Source organism: Microvirga subterranea (assembly GCF_003350535.1).
GTDB classification, from domain to species: domain Bacteria; phylum Pseudomonadota; class Alphaproteobacteria; order Rhizobiales; family Beijerinckiaceae; genus Microvirga; species Microvirga subterranea.
In genome coordinates this window covers 385,179-402,826 of sequence record NZ_QQBB01000003.1, presented here as the reverse complement: position 1 = coordinate 402,826, position 17,648 = coordinate 385,179, and the positions used below count along the sequence as shown (strand labels likewise).

Annotated in this window: 13 protein-coding genes; 9 read left to right on the top strand and 4 right to left on the bottom strand. The window is 65.6% G+C overall.

Going from position 1 to position 17,648, the window contains the following annotated elements; translation table 11 throughout:
• Positions 1 to 13: 13 nt before the first annotated feature.
• Positions 14 to 364 carry a hypothetical protein gene (locus DES45_RS10010; protein ID WP_245571657.1) on the top strand — a complete coding sequence of 117 codons (351 nt, stop codon included), beginning with the start codon at positions 14 to 16 and terminating at the stop codon, positions 362 to 364.
• Between the two features lie 70 nt (positions 365 to 434).
• Here the strand turns inward: DES45_RS10010 and DES45_RS26035 are convergent, their stop codons facing one another.
• Positions 435 to 1,754 carry a calcium-binding protein gene (locus tag DES45_RS26035; RefSeq protein ID WP_114769832.1) on the bottom strand — a complete coding sequence of 440 codons (1,320 nt, stop codon included), beginning with the start codon at positions 1,752 to 1,754 and terminating at the stop codon, positions 435 to 437.
• A gap of 229 nt (positions 1,755 to 1,983) precedes the next feature.
• Here DES45_RS26035 and DES45_RS10000 point away from each other — a divergent pair, with 229 nt between their 5' ends.
• The 8 genes from DES45_RS10000 (at position 1,984) to lpdA (ending at position 15,220) form a co-directional block, all read left to right on the top strand.
• Positions 1,984 to 2,511 carry a single-stranded DNA-binding protein gene (locus DES45_RS10000; protein WP_114769831.1) on the top strand — a complete coding sequence of 176 codons (528 nt, stop codon included), beginning with the start codon at positions 1,984 to 1,986 and terminating at the stop codon, positions 2,509 to 2,511.
• Positions 2,512 to 2,711: 200 nt separating this feature from the next.
• Positions 2,712 to 5,180, top strand: a complete 2,469-nt coding sequence (locus DES45_RS09995) for a calcium-binding protein (protein WP_114769830.1) — start codon at positions 2,712 to 2,714, stop codon at positions 5,178 to 5,180.
• Positions 5,181 to 5,376: 196 nt separating this feature from the next.
• Positions 5,377 to 9,114, top strand: a complete 3,738-nt coding sequence (locus tag DES45_RS09990) for a hypothetical protein (protein WP_114769829.1) — start codon at positions 5,377 to 5,379, stop codon at positions 9,112 to 9,114.
• A gap of 340 nt (positions 9,115 to 9,454) precedes the next feature.
• Positions 9,455 to 10,177, top strand: a complete 723-nt coding sequence (locus DES45_RS09985) for a hypothetical protein (RefSeq protein WP_114769828.1) — start codon at positions 9,455 to 9,457, stop codon at positions 10,175 to 10,177.
• Between the two features lie 70 nt (positions 10,178 to 10,247).
• The gene (locus DES45_RS09980) at positions 10,248 to 11,480 is read left to right on the top strand and encodes a 3-methyl-2-oxobutanoate dehydrogenase (2-methylpropanoyl-transferring) subunit alpha (RefSeq protein WP_114769827.1); all 1,233 of its coding nucleotides are present in this window, start codon (positions 10,248 to 10,250) and stop codon (positions 11,478 to 11,480) included.
• Positions 11,481 to 11,483: 3 nt separating this feature from the next.
• Positions 11,484 to 12,497 (top strand): alpha-ketoacid dehydrogenase subunit beta, encoded by a 1,014-nt coding sequence (locus DES45_RS09975; protein WP_114769826.1) that lies wholly within the window; start codon positions 11,484 to 11,486, stop codon positions 12,495 to 12,497.
• 1 nt (position 12,498) lies between these two features.
• Positions 12,499 to 13,815, top strand: coding sequence for a dihydrolipoamide acetyltransferase family protein (locus tag DES45_RS09970; protein WP_114769825.1), 1,317 nt, complete (start codon positions 12,499 to 12,501; stop codon positions 13,813 to 13,815).
• 4 nt (positions 13,816 to 13,819) lie between these two features.
• Positions 13,820 to 15,220 (top strand): dihydrolipoyl dehydrogenase, encoded by a 1,401-nt coding sequence (gene lpdA / locus DES45_RS09965; RefSeq protein ID WP_114769824.1) that lies wholly within the window; start codon positions 13,820 to 13,822, stop codon positions 15,218 to 15,220.
• A 15-nt stretch (positions 15,221 to 15,235) separates the two neighbouring features.
• Here the strand turns inward: lpdA and DES45_RS09960 are convergent, their stop codons facing one another.
• From DES45_RS09960 to DES45_RS09950, 3 genes are all read right to left on the bottom strand, one after another.
• Entirely contained in the window at positions 15,236 to 15,520 is a 285-nt protein-coding gene (locus DES45_RS09960; protein WP_114769823.1) for a hypothetical protein, read from the bottom strand.
• A gap of 177 nt (positions 15,521 to 15,697) precedes the next feature.
• Complete coding sequence (locus DES45_RS09955; RefSeq protein ID WP_114769822.1) at positions 15,698 to 16,771, bottom strand: amidohydrolase family protein; 1,074 nt, start codon at positions 16,769 to 16,771, stop codon at positions 15,698 to 15,700.
• A gap of 54 nt (positions 16,772 to 16,825) precedes the next feature.
• The gene (locus tag DES45_RS09950) at positions 16,826 to 17,632 is read right to left on the bottom strand and encodes an ABC transporter permease (protein ID WP_114769821.1); all 807 of its coding nucleotides are present in this window, start codon (positions 17,630 to 17,632) and stop codon (positions 16,826 to 16,828) included.
• Positions 17,633 to 17,648: the final 16 nt, after the last annotated feature.

Sequence of the window (17,648 nt, the reverse complement as noted above, 5' to 3'; positions counted from 1 at the left end):
CGGAGACCGGATCATGACCCTCCATCGGATCGCTTCGGGCGCCGCCTTCGCGCTGCTTCTCACGGCCCAACCCGGTCTCGCCGGCCCGTGTACCCAGGAGATCGACCAAGTCCAGAAACAGGTCGATGCCCGGATCGATGCGGCTGCAGGGGCAGGAAGGGCCGGTGCGGAATCCAACGCCGCCCGCCTGCACCGGGAGCCGACCCCCGCCTCCATTGCGGCCGCTGAGCAGAAGTTGGGCGAAGGCAAGTCCGAAGAGGCGGCTCTCGCGGCTCTCGGCAGCGCTCGCCAAGCCGATCAAGCGGGCGACAAGGCGGAATGCGACGCAGCTCTTGCAGTCGCGAAGAGGGCCCTTGCACAATAAAGTTTGCGAACGCGAAACAACGAAAAGGCCCGCCTCGGGAGGCGGGCCAAGATCATTCGGCCAAAGGTTGTCAGAAGTCGAAGATGAAGCTCGATGCCGTCAGCGCTGCCTTGTTGGCTAGGGTGAAGACCTGAATGGCAGCCCTTGCTCCGGTTCCGTCGAGATCGATGAACAGCCGTCCGTCGTCGGTGTCATAGAGGAACTGAGCCATTGTCGAATTGGCGACCGGATCGGAGCCTGCGACGAGCGGATTCGCTTTGTTCATCGTTATAGTCGAGGACAGGTAGTCGAGAAGAAGACGATCCTTGGATGTGAAGTCCATGATCGTGTTGACGCGTGCTCCGGGCGTCGCGTCCCAGTTCATCACGAAGATGTCCGACCCCGCACCGCCTGTGATCATGTTCCCACCGTAGCTCGTGATCCGGTCGTTGCCTGCTCCGCCATCGATCGAGTAGCGCAGGTCGGGGTTCGTCTCGGACCCGTATGAGCTCACCGAAATCCGATCATTGCCTGCGCCACCTTTGACCGTGCCGCTGCTTCCCCAAATATTGAAGCTGTCGTCGCCCTTTGAGCCGATGAAGAGGCTGCCATCGCCTGCGCCGTCGATTATCACCTCCGCGTTCTCGAACTGCCCAGCCTTCATGTTCTGGTGACCGATGTTGGCAGCCCCCTTGCCGGTGATCTTCGACAGGTCGAGCGTGTACGTGACGGAGTCCGTCGCGAGATAATCATACACCGTGATGACGAGCGTGTCCTCGTCCTTGCCCCCCAGGGCCGTATCCTCCTTCTGAAGAACGACCCTGTCGCGGCCAGCGCCGCCCGAAAGGACGTCCCGCACAGCGTCATTCCCGCCGGTGAGATAATCGTTTCCATTGCCGCCGACGAGGTTGTCGCTGCCACCGCCGCCATCGAGCCGGTCGTGCCCTTCGCCGCCATCGAGCCGATCGTTATCCGAGCCGCCATAAAGCTGGTCACGGCCGGCGCCGCCGATCAGCCGATCGTTGCCCTCGTCGCCCGAGAGATAGTCATCGCCTGCATCGCCGGAGAGCTTGTCGTTGCCTTCCCATCCGTAAAGGCTGTCGTTGTCCTCCCCGCCAGAAAGGTTGTCGTTGCCCTTGCCGCCGGAAAGGTTGTCATCGCCTTCGCCGCCGAACAGCTTATCGTTGCCCAACCCGCCGTCCAGGTAATCGTTGTCGTCGTCGCCCGACAGGGAATCGTTACCGTCTCCGCCGTAGAGAGTGTCGTCGCCCTCATCGCCGTACAGCTTGTCGCTGCCGAGCAGGCTGGAGATGGAATCGTCCCCCTTGAGACCCTCCATCATGTCGTTCTTGACTGTTCCGAAGAGCCAATCGGTCGACACCGTTCCCTTGATTGTTTTCTTCTTAGCCATGCATTCCTCCTACCGAAGTTATGTAATCTAATTACATTGCATAGACGAATTTGCAACGTCTTCCTTCGCACCGGTCAATGGGGATCAAGGAGACTGTTGCTCCGGTGAGGTGGAAGGGAGCCGGGTGATTAGCCTTTAACTGGGGACAGGTCTGTGCAGAACCTCGCCCCTGGCTTGTAACCGGCTCCGGCGGGGCTCAGAACTCTGCCTCAAGCGAAGGAGAGCCGTTATGGCAGGCAGCGTGAACAAGGTGATCCTGGTAGGCAATCTGGGTCGTGACCCGGAGGTGCGGCGGCTGAACTCGGGCGAGCCGGTGGTGAACCTGAGGATCGCCACGTCGGAGACCTGGAAGGACAAGGGCACGGGCGAGCGCAAGGAGAAGACCGAGTGGCACTCGGTGGTGATCTTCAACGAGAACCTGGCGCGGGTGGCGGAGCAGTACCTGAAGAAGGGCTCGAAGGTGTACATCGAGGGCCAGCTGCAGACGCGCAAGTGGCAGGACCAGCAGGGGCAGGAGAAGTACACGACCGAGATCGTGCTGCAGCGCTTCCGGGGCGAGCTGACGATCCTGGACAGCCGCGGCGGCGGGGGAGCCTCCGAGTACGGCGACGAGGAGCCGGGCCAGGTCCGCAGCGGCGGCGACTTCGGACGATCCGCACCGATGGAGCGGCGCCCGGCCCCGGCCCAGTCCTCGTCCTTCGGTGGGGGAGGCGGTGGCTCCCGCTACAACGACCTCGACGACGACATTCCGTTCTAGTCGGTGCCGACCCGGCCCGGAGCGACCTCCGGGCCTTTTCGTTCGCAGGGCGTAAGAATTTCATCGCCCAAGCGGGCAACGCAAAAGTAACGATACGGCCGAAAACAAGCTTGGCTGCCGTAACTGCCCTCTCTGTTTATGTAGTTACGTTGCGTAAATTCCCATGATAGGCACCGGCGGTTCACTCTGCCAGGTGCGCCATGCCGTTTCTCACGAGTTCGTCCTACACGGTCATATCTCAGGATCTGACCACCGAATACGCGGATCCGCCGGACAACACGCAGCCTTTGACCAACATCTACCGGGTGTTGGTCAACTTCCCGACCAACGACTCCGTCCTCACGGTATCGAACGGGGTGCTGATCGAGGCGACGGGCGCCGGGTCCACCGGAATCATGACCGTCACGACGGCGCAGGTCAGCCACAGCGGCACGATCCGCACCTCCTGGATCGGCGTCGATATCGCGGCCCAGGGCGGGCTCTATGTGGGACCGAGCGGCGTAATCGACTCCGCCCAGGCGGTCCGGCTGCGCTTCGACGGCGGCCGGGTCATCAACGACGGAACGCTGATCGCCTCGCTGGTCGGGATCGAGGGCTGGGATTCCATCAAGGCGATCAACAACGGCTCGATCTCGGGCATCGCCGGCATGCTCGTCTACGGCACCGCCAACCAGCCGAACACCGGCTCGCGCCTCGTCAACAGCGGCACGATCAGCGCCTTCGGCACGGGCATCGATGTGAGCGACGTCAACAGCACGATCATGAATGCCGGCACCATCACGGCGGCGCTGACGGGCATCAAGGTCACGGCCGCTTATGCCGCCACGGGCAGCTACGAGATCACCAACACCGGCACGGTGAGCGCGGAGGTCGCGGTGCAGGGCTCCGCCTTCCGGGATGTCCTCACCAACGAGGGCTTTCTCAACGGCATGGTTCTCCTGGGGGCGGGCGACGACCTCTACACGGGCATTCGCGGATCGGTGAACGGAGTAATCCGTCTCGACGGCGACGGAGATGCGGGCAACGACACGGCCTATGGCGGCCTCGGCAACGAGACGATCAACGCCGGCCATGGCGACAACCTCGTCGACGGCGGCGGGGGCGACGACACGATCACAGCCGGCATGGGGCACGATGTCCTGCGCGGCGGCGCGGGCGACGACGTTCTCCAAGGTGGGGACGGCAACAACGACCTGGATGGCGGCGCGGGCAACGACATCCTCTCAGCCGGGACAGGAGACGACCTGTTCAGCGGCGGAGACGGCATCGACACGGTGCTGCTCTCCGGCGCCGACGTGACAGTCGATCTGCGCCTCACGGTCGCACAGGCCACGGGCCTCGGCCTCGACCGCTTCACCGGCATCGAGAACGTGACGAGCGGGGACGGGAACGACGTGCTCGTCGGGTCGGACCTCGACAACGTGCTGAAGGGTGGCGCCGGGAACGACACCCTCGAGGGCGGGCAGGGCCATGACCGGCTCGACGGCGGTGTTGGCAGCGACACGGCGCGGTTCAGCGGACCGGCCGGCGCAACCGTGAGCCTTCTCCTCCAGGGGCGGCCGCAGGACACGGGCGGCTACGGCATCGACACGCTCGTCGGCATCGAGAACCTGGAGGGCGGCGCCGGCAACGACGTCTTCATCGGCGATGATGGGGCGAACCGCCTCACCGGCCATGGGGGCGACGACGTGCTCACGGGCGGCCGGGGCGACGACACGCTGGAGGGCGGGGCAGGGCGCAACACGGCAGTCTTCTCCGGCGCGCGGGCGGACTACGCGGTCTCCAGCAATGAGGATGGGAGCCTGACCGTCGCGGACACGCGGCAGGACCACGATGGAACCGACCTTCTGCGCGACATCCGCTTCGCAACCTTCAGCGACGGAACCTTCGCGCTGGTCAATCGCGCGCCGAGCGAGTTCGCGCTTTCAAACGACCGCGTGGCGGAGAACGCGTCCGTCGGATCCGTCGTCGGGCGCTTCTCCGCCTCGGACGCGGACGGCGATGCGCTTGCCTACGAACTCACGCAGGACGCCGACGGCGTGTTCGCGCTGAACGGCCGCGACCTCGTGCTGTCGCGGCCGCTTGACTACGAAACGCGCTCACAGTTCAGCATCACCCTGAAGGTGAGCGACCCCTATGGCGGCGTGACCACCAAGACCTTCGCCATCGATGTGGAAGACGTGCCCGACGATCCGGAGCCGCCGCCGCCACCTCCGCCGCCACCACCTCCACCGCCTCCTGACAATCTTGTGCTGCGCGGCACCTCTGGGGCAAACGTGCTCATCGGCGGATCCGGCCACGACACGCTCTACGGCCGGGCCGGCAAGGACGTGCTCACGGGTGGCCAGGGTCAAGACGTGTTCGTGTTCGACACCCGGCCGAACAGCCGTGCGAACGTGGACACGATCACCGACTTCTCGGCCGCGGACGACACGATCTGGCTGATGAAGAGCGGCGTGTTTTCCAAGATTGCCAAGAAGGGGGCGCTGGAGGCGAAGGCGTTCTGGGTCGGCACCAAGGCGCACGATGCCAGCGACCGCATCGTCTACGACAAGAAGACGGGCGCGCTCTACTACGACGAGGACGGCAACGGCAGCCATGCGGCCGTGCAGATCGCCAAGCTCGCCAAAAACCTCAAGCTCACCTCAGACGATTTCTTCATCATCTGACGTCCGCCTCACCGGGAAACGACATCAAGCCCTGCTCGCCCGGTGGGGTTCTTTCGCGTCGAGTGGGGTGCGCCGTCCGCCGCATCGCTCGGTTTTGCCGAGGATTTCCAGCGGTGATCTTGCCTCCAGAAGAGAAAGGGATATTTAGTGATATAATATATCAATTTGCCGATGCCTCGCGGTACAGGAGCACGGAATGGCGCTGGTTCCTTGGAACGACGTTCAACTCGCGAACAGCCAGGGCGGGTTTCACCAGGACGCCGACATCACGGCGCTCCCGAATGGGACCTTTCTGGCCGTCTGGCAGGAGCGGGCGAGTGTTGCGGATGGCCCGTGGAGCGTGCGCGGCCAGATCTTCAATGCCGACGGAACCAAGAAGGGAGAGGAGTTCTGGATCGGCGATCAGAACGACCTGACCGGCCAACTGCCGGCCGTCACGGCCTTGAGAAACGGCAGCTTTGTCGTGACGTACGACGACTTCTCGCCTGGATCGGGGACGACGCTCACCTATGGCCGCCCCTTTGACTCCAACGGCGTTCCCCTTGGAGGAGAATTCCTGACCCAGGCGGCGACCTGGGACAACTACGAAAACGCGTCGCTTGCGACGATGAACGACGTTCTGCATGGGTTCGTCTCAGCGTCGGTCAACACCGACAACCATGTCATCTATCTGGAGTATTTCACCGAGACGCGCGCTCCCAGGGGCGTGACGACGGAGATCACCGCCCCCGTCCCGCCGCTGTTTTCCGCCGAGTACTACAATCCTTCGGTCACGGGCCTTGCCAACGGCAATGTCGCGGTCGCATTCGCCCAGAAGCTGATCGCTCCGAACGGCGCAGAATCTGGGCGTACCGTTCAACTGCAGCTCGTGAGTCCCACCGGCGAGAAGTTGGGCAGCACGTTCACGCTGGCGACGAGTCCCGGCGGAGCCGTGCCGCAGCCCTGCGTGACGTCACTGGCAGGCGGCCAGTTCGTCGTGTCTTGGGCAGAGTCGCGATCTATCGATGGTCAACTGCACTCCCTGGTCCGTGCCGTCATCAAGAACCAGGATGGCTCGGGAGGGACAGAGAAGATCCTGTACGACAGCACCGTCAGTGGCGCATATGAGCCTGTCCTGACATGGCTGAGGGATGGTGGCTTCGCGGTAGCCTATAGGACTGGCAGTTCATGCCATGTGAGAACCTTCGATGCGAACGGCGACCCGACCAGCGAAGCCTATACGGTAACCTCCTTCGGGACGCAGGACGATCTTAAGATCACGCAGCTGCTCGACGGTCGGTTGATGGTGAGCTGGACATCCGACGACAGGGCGGCCGACATCTCCAACGTCCGCTATCGAATCTTAGATCCGCGGGGAGGAGCCGAGGACTGGTATGGCGGCAATGGCGCCGAGCAATATGTCGGCACAGGCCTGAACGACGTCCTGCGAGGTTTCGGCGGGAACGACACGCTCCTCGGCGGAGACGGCGACGACGTTCTGAGCGGAGGCGAGGGCGCAGACCTCCTCAGAGGCGGGAGGGGCCGCGACACGGCCTCGTATTACGGCACAAGCGGCGTCGAGGTGAACCTCGCTGATCCCTCTCAGAACCGCGGCGTCGCGCAAGGTGACCAGTACGAGAGCATCGAGAACATCGACGGTTCCCTGGTGGACGATGTCCTCAGGGGTGACCATCTCGCGAACCACATTCGGGGATTGGACAGCCTGGATCGCCTCTATGGCGGAGATGGCAACGACACGCTCGAGGGGGGCGAGGGCGACGATCAACTCTACGGCGGTACGGGGGCGGACGTCCTGCAAGGCGGGATTGGGAACGACATCTATACGGTCGATCGGCCCGACGATACGGTGATCGAGCTAGCGGGAGAGGGACGCGACACGATCAATGTGACGTGCTCAAGCTATGTCCTGGCTGCCGGCGTCCAGGTGGAGGATCTGGTGGCCGAAAGCCAACTCACCTCCCTCGACATTGCGATCACCGGCAACGAGCTCGCCAATCGGATCGTCGGACACGATGTCGTCAACGTCCTCAAGGGCGGCGGCGGCGACGACACTCTGGAGGGCAAGGGCGGCGACGATGTCCTGTCCGGCGACGAAGGAGCGGATTTGCTCGTCGGTGGAACCGGCGACGACACGTACTACGTGGACGAGGCCGGCGACCGGGTGAGGGAACTTGTCGGGGAGGGACACGACACCGTCTATGTCGTGTCCTCGGCTTACACCCTCAACGCCGGCACCGAGGTCGAGGTGCTCCAGGCTTGGAGCCAGTTTCCCGGCTCGGTCAGCATCACTGGCAACGGCTCCGCCAACCGCATCGTCGGGCACGAAGGTGTCAATGTCCTCAAGGGCGACGACGGAAACGACGTGCTGGAAGGCTGGGGAGGCAACGACGTTCTCTCGGGCGACGAGGGGCTCGATGAGCTGAGGGGCGGTTCCGGAGACGACACCTACTACGTCAAGCAGGGCGACACCGTCCTCGAGGCAGCCGGCGAAGGCTTCGATACGGCATATATCGTCGGGGACGGCTTCGTGCTCAATGCCGGAGCGGAAGTGGAAGTGCTGGTGGCTCGGGCGGAATTTTGGAACATCCCGATGGCCATCGTAGGCAATGAGCTTGCAAACCGAATTGTCGGTCATGACGGTCAGAACAGCCTGAGCGGGGGCGATGGCGCCGACATTCTTGAGGGCGGCGGCGGCGACGATACCCTGGACGGCGGAGCAGGAAATGATCTGCTCGACGGCGGAGCCGGATACAACACGGCCTTGTTCTCCGGTGAGCGGTCTAACTACAAGATCAAGCGCAACGACGATGGCAGCTATACGGTCGAGGATCTGCGTCAGGCTGGCGATGGAACGGACACCGTCCGTAACGTGCAGTTCGCGACGTTCAATGGCCAAAGGGTGATCCTCGTCGAAGATCCCCCTGCTCCAACCGATCCGACAGACCCGACAGACCCTACGGATCCGACAGACCCTACGGATCCGGGTAACCCGACCGATCCGACAAACCCTGAAGATCCTACGAATCCCAGCAGTCCATCGAGTCCCAACAGTACCCCTACCGATGTCATCTTGAGCGCCAGCACGGCGGAGGAGTATTCAGCCTCCGGTAAGCTGGTGGGCACCCTCTCGGCCGTGGACACGGCTGGGGACACCCACACCTACCAGCTCCTCGACGGGGCCGGCGGGCGCTTCAAGCTCGCAGGCAACCAGATCCTGGTCGAGAACGGGTTCCGGCTCGACTTCGAGCAGGCGGCCCGCCACACGATCAAGGTCAAGGTCACCGACCAGACCGGCGAAAGCCTGACCAAGGACCTCGTCATCAACGTCGCCGACGTCAACCCGGAGATCACCGCCGGCTCGGCCGACCACGACGTGTTCTTCGGCGGCGGTCTCAACGACACTCTCGCGGGCGGGCTCAGCAACGACCGCCTGTTCGGGCAGGGCGGTGCTGACATCCTCAAGGGCGAGGCCGGCAACGACGTGCTCGGGGGCGGCGAGGGCAAGGACAAGCTCACCGGCGGCAAGGGTGCGGCGAGCCGCGACGCCTTCGTGTTCAACACCAAGCTGACGAACGCCAAGGGAGCACCGAACAAGAGCCTGGCCAACAAGAGCAAGGACCAGATCCTCGACTTCGGGCCGAAGTACGACTCGATCTTCTTCGACGACGCGGCGTTCACCAACAAGACCATCGCCAAGTCCCTGAAGAACAAGGGCGCCTCGCTCGACAAGCCGGTGAAGATGAAGGCGAGCTTCTTCAAGGTGGGCGACAAGGCCGCCGACAAGGACGACTTCTTCATCTACAACGCCCGGACCAAGAAGCTCTACTTCGACGTGGACGGCTCGGGCTCCAAGGCCATGGTGGAGATCGCCTCCCTCAAGCTCCAGAAGGGCGAGGGCACGACCCTCACCTACAAGGACTTCTTCTTCGTCTGACGCGGGCCGGTTCGGAATTCCACGCTGGGAGAGGCTCCGATGGTATCCGGGCCTTTCCGCTGTCGTTTTTCCGAAGATGGACCCCTGCCAAAGGGCTCGCCTCCTGCGTCCCGGACCTGATGCTGCGGCCTTTGCCGCGCGGGCGGCAGAGGCATGTCCGGCTTTCCCGATCGTTCCGCCGTTCGTCGACCGAGCCAACTCCGATCGGGGCCAAACTGCATCTCTGCTCGGTCCCGTTTCGCGTTTACCTTGCACCCATCATTCGATGTTATGCGGTAGGCTCGCGCCTGTGGCCGCCGATGGTCGGGCCGCGGCGAACGACAAGGATGGCTGCTCCGGAATGTCCACCTGGCGAGACGAGAGAAACGCGAAATCCAGGGCTAGGCTCGAACGCCGCCTGTCCGAGCTTTTCCCGGCCTGCGTGCTCAATCATGCCCTCAGGCAACCTTTCACCCCGCCGACGCAGCGCCGCGCGGTCGAGGGTTACTGGCGTCATCATCCCCTGCGGGCCGACAGGCTGGCCCGGGCGCTAGCGGCCAAGAGCGGGGCTCCCGACGGCTGGACCTGGCGGCTCGGGCGCGAGAAGGCCACCGGCCTGCCGCTCTCCTTCCGCATGCCGCCGGCCCCGTACCGGGAGCCGGATTTCTCGCGCGGGGACGGCCATTGCTGCGTCTGCGGCCAGCCGGTCTTCCGGCTCGGCTGGCACCGGGACCTCTGGGGCGACGGGAAGCCCAACCGGAACGCCACGTGGCATGCTGCCTGCGTCGTCGCCTGGCAGCTCTGGACCGCGCCGACCGATCATCTGAAGGCGCTTAAGCTCCGCCAGAATCGGAAATGCCCGGCGAGCGGGCGCCGCCTTCTCAGGACGGCGGAGGTCGACCACCGCGTACCGCTCTTTGCGGTTTGGGCGGAGCATCGCCAAACACCCTGGCCGGACCTGCTCGCGTTCTGGGGCGCGCCCAATCTTCAGGTCATCAACAAGGCGGCTCATCTGGAGAAGTGCTCTCAGGAAGCGGCGAGCCGCGCCGAGCGCCGTGCGGCCCTCGAGCCGGCATTGCCTTGATCGTCCCAATCATCGCCTATGGCCGAGCTGAAACCGGCCCCTAGTTTCCACGTCGGGAGGATGAACAACCATGTCTGAACCCGGACCGCTGTCGCTGCACGTCCCCGAACCCGCCGTCCGGCCGGGAGGGACCCCCGACTTCTCCAACGTCAAGATCCCCAAGGCCGGAGCCGTGCCGCGGCCGGAGATCGATGCGAACCCGGAAGACATCCGCGACCTCGCCTTCTCGATCATCCGGGTCCTCAACCGCGCCGGGGAGGCCGTCGGGCCATGGGCCGGGCTCCTGAGCGACGAGGAACTCATCGAGGGCATGCGTCACATGATGACCCTGCGCACCTTCGATGCCCGCATGCTGATCGCGCAGAGGCAGGGCAAGACCTCGTTCTACATGCAGCACCTTGGCGAGGAGGCGATCAGCTGCGCCTTCCGTAAGGCGCTCTCGCCCGGCGACATGAACTTCCCGACCTACCGGCAGGCGGGCCTTCTGATCGCGGACGGGTACTCCATGGTCGACATGATGTGCCAGGTCTACTCGAACGCGCGCGATCCGCTCAAAGGCCGCCAGCTGCCGGTGATGTACTCCTCCAAGCCGCACGGCTTCTTCACCATCTCAGGCAATCTCGCGACGCAGTACGTGCAGGCGGTGGGCTGGGCCATGGCCTCGGCGATCCGCAACGACACCAAGATCGCGGCCGCCTGGATCGGCGACGGCTCGACGGCGGAATCGGACTTCCACGCGGCCCTCGTCTTCGCCTCCACCTACAAGGCGCCGGTGGTGCTCAACATCGTCAACAACCAATGGGCGATCTCGACCTTCCAGGGCATCGCGCGCGGCGGCGCCGGCACCTTCGCGGCGCGAGGCCTGGGCTTCGGCATCCCGTCCCTGCGGGTCGACGGCAACGACTACCTCGCAGTGTACGCGGTCGCGAAATGGGCCATCGAGCGCGCGCGCCGGAACCTCGGCCCGACGCTGATCGAGTACGTGACCTACCGCGTCGGGGCGCACTCGACCTCGGACGATCCGTCCGCCTACCGGCCGAAGACCGAATCCGACGCCTGGCCCCTGGGCGATCCGATCGAGCGCCTGAAGAACCACCTGATCCTGCGCGGGGCCTGGTCCGAGGAGCGGCACAAGCAGGCGGAGGCCGAGATCCTCGACAGCGTGATCGCGGCGCAGAAGGAGGCCGAGAGCTACGGCACCCTGCACGCGGGCGGCAAGCCCTCCGCGCGGGACATGTTCGAAGGCGTCTATGCCGAGATGCCGCCGCATCTGCGCCGGCAGCGCCAGCAGGCGGGAGTGTAAGTCATGGCGCGCATGACGATGATCGAGGCGATCCGCGACGCCATGGACGTGATGATGGGGCAGGACGAGACCGTGGTGGTCTTCGGCGAGGACGTCGGGTATTTCGGCGGCGTCTTCCGCTGCACGGCCGGCCTGCAGCAGAAATACGGGAAGACGCGCTGCTTCGACGCGCCGATCAGCGAGGCCGGGATCGTCGGCACCGCCATCGGCATGGCGGCCTACGGCTTGCGTCCCTGCATCGAGATCCAGTTCGCCGACTACATGTATCCGGCCTACGACCAGATCGTGTCCGAGGCCGCGCGCCTGCGCTACCGCTCGAACGGCGAGTTCACCTGCCCGATGGTGATCCGCATGCCGACCGGCGGCGGCATCTTCGGCGGCCAGACTCACAGCCAGAGCCCGGAGGCGCTCTTCACCCACGTCTCTGGTCTCAAGACGGTGGTGCCGTCCAATCCCTACGACGCCAAGGGGCTGCTGATCTCCGCGATCCAGGATCCCGACCCGGTGATCTTCCTGGAGCCGAAGCGGCTCTACAACGGCCCCTTCGACGGCCATCACGACCGGCCGGTCACGCCCTGGTCGAAGCACGATCTCGGCGAGGTCCCGACCGGGCATTACACCCTGCCGCTCGGCAAGGCGTCGGTGGTGCGGGAAGGCTCGGCCCTCACGGTGCTCGCCTACGGCACCATGGTCTACGTGGCGCAGGCCGCGGTGGCGGAGACTGGCATCGACGCCGAGATCATCGACCTGCGCACCCTGGTGCCGCTCGACCTCGACACGATTGCCGCTTCGGTGCGGAAGACGGGGCGCTGCGTCGTCGTGCACGAGGCGACGCTCACGTCCGGCTTCGGCGCTGAACTGGCGGCGCTGGTGCAGGAGGCGTGCTTCTACGCTCTCGAGGCGCCGATCATGCGTGTGACCGGGTGGGACACGCCCTATCCGCACGCGCAGGAATGGGACTACTTCCCGGGACCCGCCCGGGTCGGGCGGGCCCTCGTCGAGACGATGGAGGCCTGACATGGGCGAGCACCTGATCAAAATGCCCGATGTGGGCGAAGGCATCGCCGAGGCGGAACTCGTCGAATGGCACGTGAAGGTCGGCGACCTCGTGCGCGAGGATGCGGTCCTGGCGGCCGTCATGACCGACAAGGCGACGGTGGAAATTCCCTCGCCGGTGGATGGCGAGGTGGTCTGGCTCGGCGCCGATATCGGCGACGTGGTAGCGATCGGCTCGCCGCTGATCCGCCTCAAGGTGGAGGGCGAGGGAACGGTTGTATCGGCGCCTCCCGCCGAGGAGAAGCCGGCCGCGGCGCCCGCGCAGCCCGCCGCCAGCAAGCCGGCGGCCATCGAACCGCCCGCCGAGCCGGGCGCGCCCGCCAGACTCATGACGCCGCGCACCCCGAGCGAAGCGCCGAAGAACCATGCCCCGCGGCTGTCCCGCCCGGCGCCCATGCGGGCCGAGGGCGACAAGCCGATTGCCTCGCCTGCCGTGCGCCTCAGGGCGCGCGAGGCGGGGATCGACTTGCGGCAGGTGCCCGGCACGGGGCCGGGCGGGCGCATCACGCACGAGGATGTCGACGCCTTCTTCGCCCATGGGCCGCAGGTGGCCCGCGAGCCGGGGCTCGCCCCCAGGACCGAGGTCGAGCAGATCAAGGTCGTGGGCTTGCGCCGGCGCATCGCCGAGAAGATGGCGATCGCCAAATCGCGCATTCCGCACATCACCTACGTGGAAGAGGTCGATGTCACGGCATTGGAGGACCTGCGCGCGGCGCTCAACGCCAACAAGCGCGCCGACAAGCCGAAGCTGACGATCCTGCCGTTCCTCATGCGCGCCATGGTGAAGGCCATTGCGGAGCAGCCGCAGCTGAACGCGCTCTACGACGACGAGGCCGGCATCGTGCATCAGCATGCGGGCGTCCATATCGGCATCGCGACGCAGACCGCGTCCGGCCTCGTGGTGCCGGTCGTCCGGCATGCGGAGGCGCGCGACCTCTGGGGCTGCGCGGCGGAGCTGAGCCGGCTCGCGGAGGCCGCGAAATCCAGCACGGCGACCCGCGACGAGCTCGGCGGCTCGACCATCACCATCACGTCGCTCGGCGCCATGGGCGGCATCGCCACGACGCCGGTGATCAACCACCCGGAGGTCGCCATCGTTGGCGTCAACAAGATGGTCGTGCGCCCGGTCTGGGACGGATCGACCTTCATCCCCCGCAAGATGATGAACCTCTCCTCCAGCTTCGACCACCGCATCATCGACGGCTGGGACGCGGCGGTCTTCATCCAGCGCATCAAGACCCTGCTGGAGACCCCGGCGATGATCTTCGTGGAGGCTTGAGCCGATGAAGGACATTTCCTGCAAGCTCCTGGTCATCGGCGCCGGCCCCGGCGGCTATGTCTGCGCCATCCGCGCCGGACAGCTCGGCATCGACACGGTGATCGTCGACGCGCGCAAGCCCGGCGGCACCTGCCTCAACGTGGGCTGCATCCCGTCGAAGGCGCTCATCCATGCGGCCGAGGAATACGACCGGGTTCTGCACCTCTCGGCAGGGCGCAACCCGCTCGGCATCACGGTCGCGCGGCCGGAGATCGATCTCGCCCGGACCATCGCCTGGAAGGACGGCATCGTCGGGCGTCTCAACAACGGCGTGGCGGGGCTGCTCAAGCGGTCGAAGGTTAAGATCGTCGAGGGCATGGCGCGGTTCAGGGACGGCAAGACCGTGGAGGTGGAGACAGAGACCGGCCGGCAGGTGATCCGCGCCGAGACCATCGTGATCGCGACCGGCTCGGCGCCGGTCGAGCTGCCGAGCCTGCCCTTCGGCGGGCAGGTGATCTCCTCGACCGAGGCGCTTTCGCTGACGAGCGTTCCCGAACGGCTCGCAGTCGTCGGCGGCGGCTATATCGGCCTCGAGCTCGGCACGGCCTTCGCCAAGATGGGCGCGAAGGTCGCCGTGGTGGAAGCCCAGTCCCGCATCCTGCCGCAATACGATTCCGAGCTGACCCAGCCGGTCTCCAAGCGCCTCAAGGCGCTTGGGATCGAGGTGATGACCGGCGCGAAGGCGAGGGGGCTTTCACGGGCCGGAGACGCGCTTCTCGTCGAAGCGGCGGACGGCTCGGAGGTCCAGCTCTCCGCCGACAGAGTTCTAGTCACGGTCGGACGCAGGCCGGTGACGCAGGGCTGGGGCATCGAGGAACTCGTCCTCGACATGGACGGCCCCTTCATCCGCATCGGCGAGCGGTGCCAGACCTCCATGCGCGGCATCTTTGCCATCGGCGACGTCACCGGCGAGCCGATGCTGGCGCATCGCGCCATGGCGCAGGGCGAGATGGTGGCGGAGATCGTCGCCGGCCACGACCGCGTCTGGGACAAGCGGGCGATCCCAGCCGTGTGCTTCACGGATCCGGAGATCGTGTCGGTTGGCCTGTCGCCCGACGAGGCGCGCAAGGGCGGCGGCGAGGTCCGGGTCGCGCAGTTCCCGTACTCGGCCAACGGCCGCGCGATGACGAAGATCGGCGAGGACGGCTTCGTGCGCGTGGTCGCCCGCGCCGACAACCATCTCGTGCTCGGAATCCAGGCGGTGGGGCAGGGGGTGTCGGAGCTTTCGGCCGCCTTCGGTCTCGCGCTCGAGATGGGCGCCCGGCTCGAGGACATCGCCGGCACGATCCACGCCCATCCGACGCAAGGAGAAGCGTTCCAGGAGGCCGCCATCAAGGCGCTCTACGGCCAGGGCCTCCATATCTGACGCCGGATCCCGGCATCAGAGGCGCTCCTCCTGCCGATTGGGGTCCTGGAAGCGCTGGCGCAGGCGTTCCACCTCGCGCTTGAGCGCATCGAGCCCCTGCGCAAGCCCGCGGGCCGTGTCGTCGATGACGCGGGACCCGACCTTGGCGTCCGGGCAATCGGGCGATCCGTCGCGCAGATAGCGCGGCGCAATCCCACCCTGCGGGCCGAGGAGATAGGCGCAGCCGGTGTCCGGATCGCGCCAGACCACCGGCTCCTCGATGGCCAGGGCTGGCGTACCCAGGGCAAGAAGGATGCCCATCCAGGCAAGAGCGCGCAGGGGCGCTTTCCTGGCCGGTCTCGGCAAAGGCGCTGGTTGCGTGAGACTGCACGCGATCATTCGGGTCACTCCGTCTCGACGACGCTCGTGAACGTCACCCAAGACGCAAAATCGGGCGCCAAGAGGGCGCCCGACTCCAGCCCCGAAGGCAGGTTTCTCTTAGAGGTTCAGCCCGAGAAGGCGCGCAGCGTTGCCGCCGGCGATCTGGCTCAGGGTCGTCTCGTCCATCCCATCGATCCCGGCGATGTGCCCGACGGGATTGTACTCGGCCATGTCGTACGGATAGTCCGTGCCCATCAGGATGCGGTCGGGCCCGAACAGCTCGATCATGTAGGCGAGCTGGTGGTAGGTGAACACCACCGTGTCGAGATAGACCTGCCGGAGGTAGGTGGTCGGCGGCAGGGGCAGGTTCGCGTGCGCATCCTCTCGCGCCCCCCAGGCATGGTCGATGCGGCCCGAATAGGCCGGAAGGTAGCCGCCGCCGTGGACCGCCATCAGCTTCAGCTCGGGGAAGCGGGCGAGGGTGCCCGAGAAGATCAGCTTGTGCAGGGCGAGCGTTGTCTCGAAGGGGTTCCCGACGACGTTGTTGAAGTAGAAATCCGTCAGCCGGTCGCCGTGGGTGAAGCCGTTCGGATGCATCATGATGAAGGCGCCGAGCTGCTCCGCCCGGGCGTAGAAGGGCTGGAACTTCGGGTCTGACAGCTCCTGGCCGTCCACGTTGGTGAGGATCTGCACGCCCTTCAGGCCGAGATCGTTCATCACGTATTCGAGTTCGCTGACCGCCAGCTCCGGCTCCTGCAAGGTTACCGTGCCGAGACCGACGAAGCGGTCGGGGCGGCGCGAGCAATACTCCACGATGCCCTCGTTGACGAGGCGGTGCCCGACACGGGCGATCTCCGTGTCGACCGAGTAGTAGCATTGCGGCGGGGCCGGAGCGACCACCTGTACGTCGATCGCCATCGCGTCGAGATCGAACAGGCGCTGGTCGATCTTGGTCATCACATTGGCGCGGTCGCCGTCTTGAAGCTTGTTGATCTCGCGCGTCTGCTCGCTCGCGAAATGGGCCAGCGGGATCCGGCTCATGTTCACGTGCGGCCCGGCATGCGCCGCGGCCTGCGGCACGAAGATGTGGGCGTGGATGTCGATGGTGGTGGTGTGCGGGCGGCGCGCCCGCCCGTCCGCGGTGTGGTTGCGGGCGGCGGTGCGGCCGTAGCGGTTCCTGCGGTCGATCATGGGACTCGTGGTGCTCCGTTCAGTCAGTCAAGGAGGGAGGGGTGAGACCGGCCGCTAGTGCGACCGGTCCTCGCGCCAGAAGATGAATTTCCGGTCCATCCATTCGAGGATGAAGAAGCCGGCCGCGCCGATGCCGGCCAGGATCACGATGACCGCAAAGGCGCGGTCGATCCGGAGCTGGAAGTTGTAGAGGTTCAGAAGATAGCCGAGGCCCTCCTGCGCGCCCACAAACTCGCCCACGATCGCGCCGATCACCGCGAAGGTGAAGGCGGCCTGGATGCCCGCGAAGATGATCGGCAGCGCGTGCAGGAACGACACCTTCCAGAAGATCTGGAGCGGCGTGGCCTTCAGCGAGCGCATGAGCTTGCGGGCGTCGGAGGGCACGGATTCGAGCCCCACCATCGTGTTGATGAGGACCGGAAAGAACGCGATCACCACCGCCATCACGATCTTCGAGGTCTGGCCGAAGCCGAACCAGGCGATGAAGAGCGGCGCGAACACGATCTTCGGGATCGCCTGGAAGCCAACCACGAAGGGATAGGTGAGGCGCTTGGCGGCGGGCCAGACGGCGAGCGCGATGCCGATGCCGAGGCCGAGCAGCGTCCCCACCACGAAGCCGATCATGATTTCGTTGAAGGTCACCGCGAGATGGCCGGGGAAGAAGGGCTGCTGCATCAGGGTGTAGAGCGCCTCCGCCACCTTCGTGAAGGGCGGCAGGATGATAGGGTTCACCAGCCCCAACAGGGGGAGAAGCTCCCACAGAGCGAGGATGACGACGCCGATGCCGATCGTGCCGAGGCGGAAATACCAGTCGTGGCGGCGCTGCTTGGCGGTGTCGGTCCACTGGTCGGGATGTTTCATGACAGGGCTCCGCTCG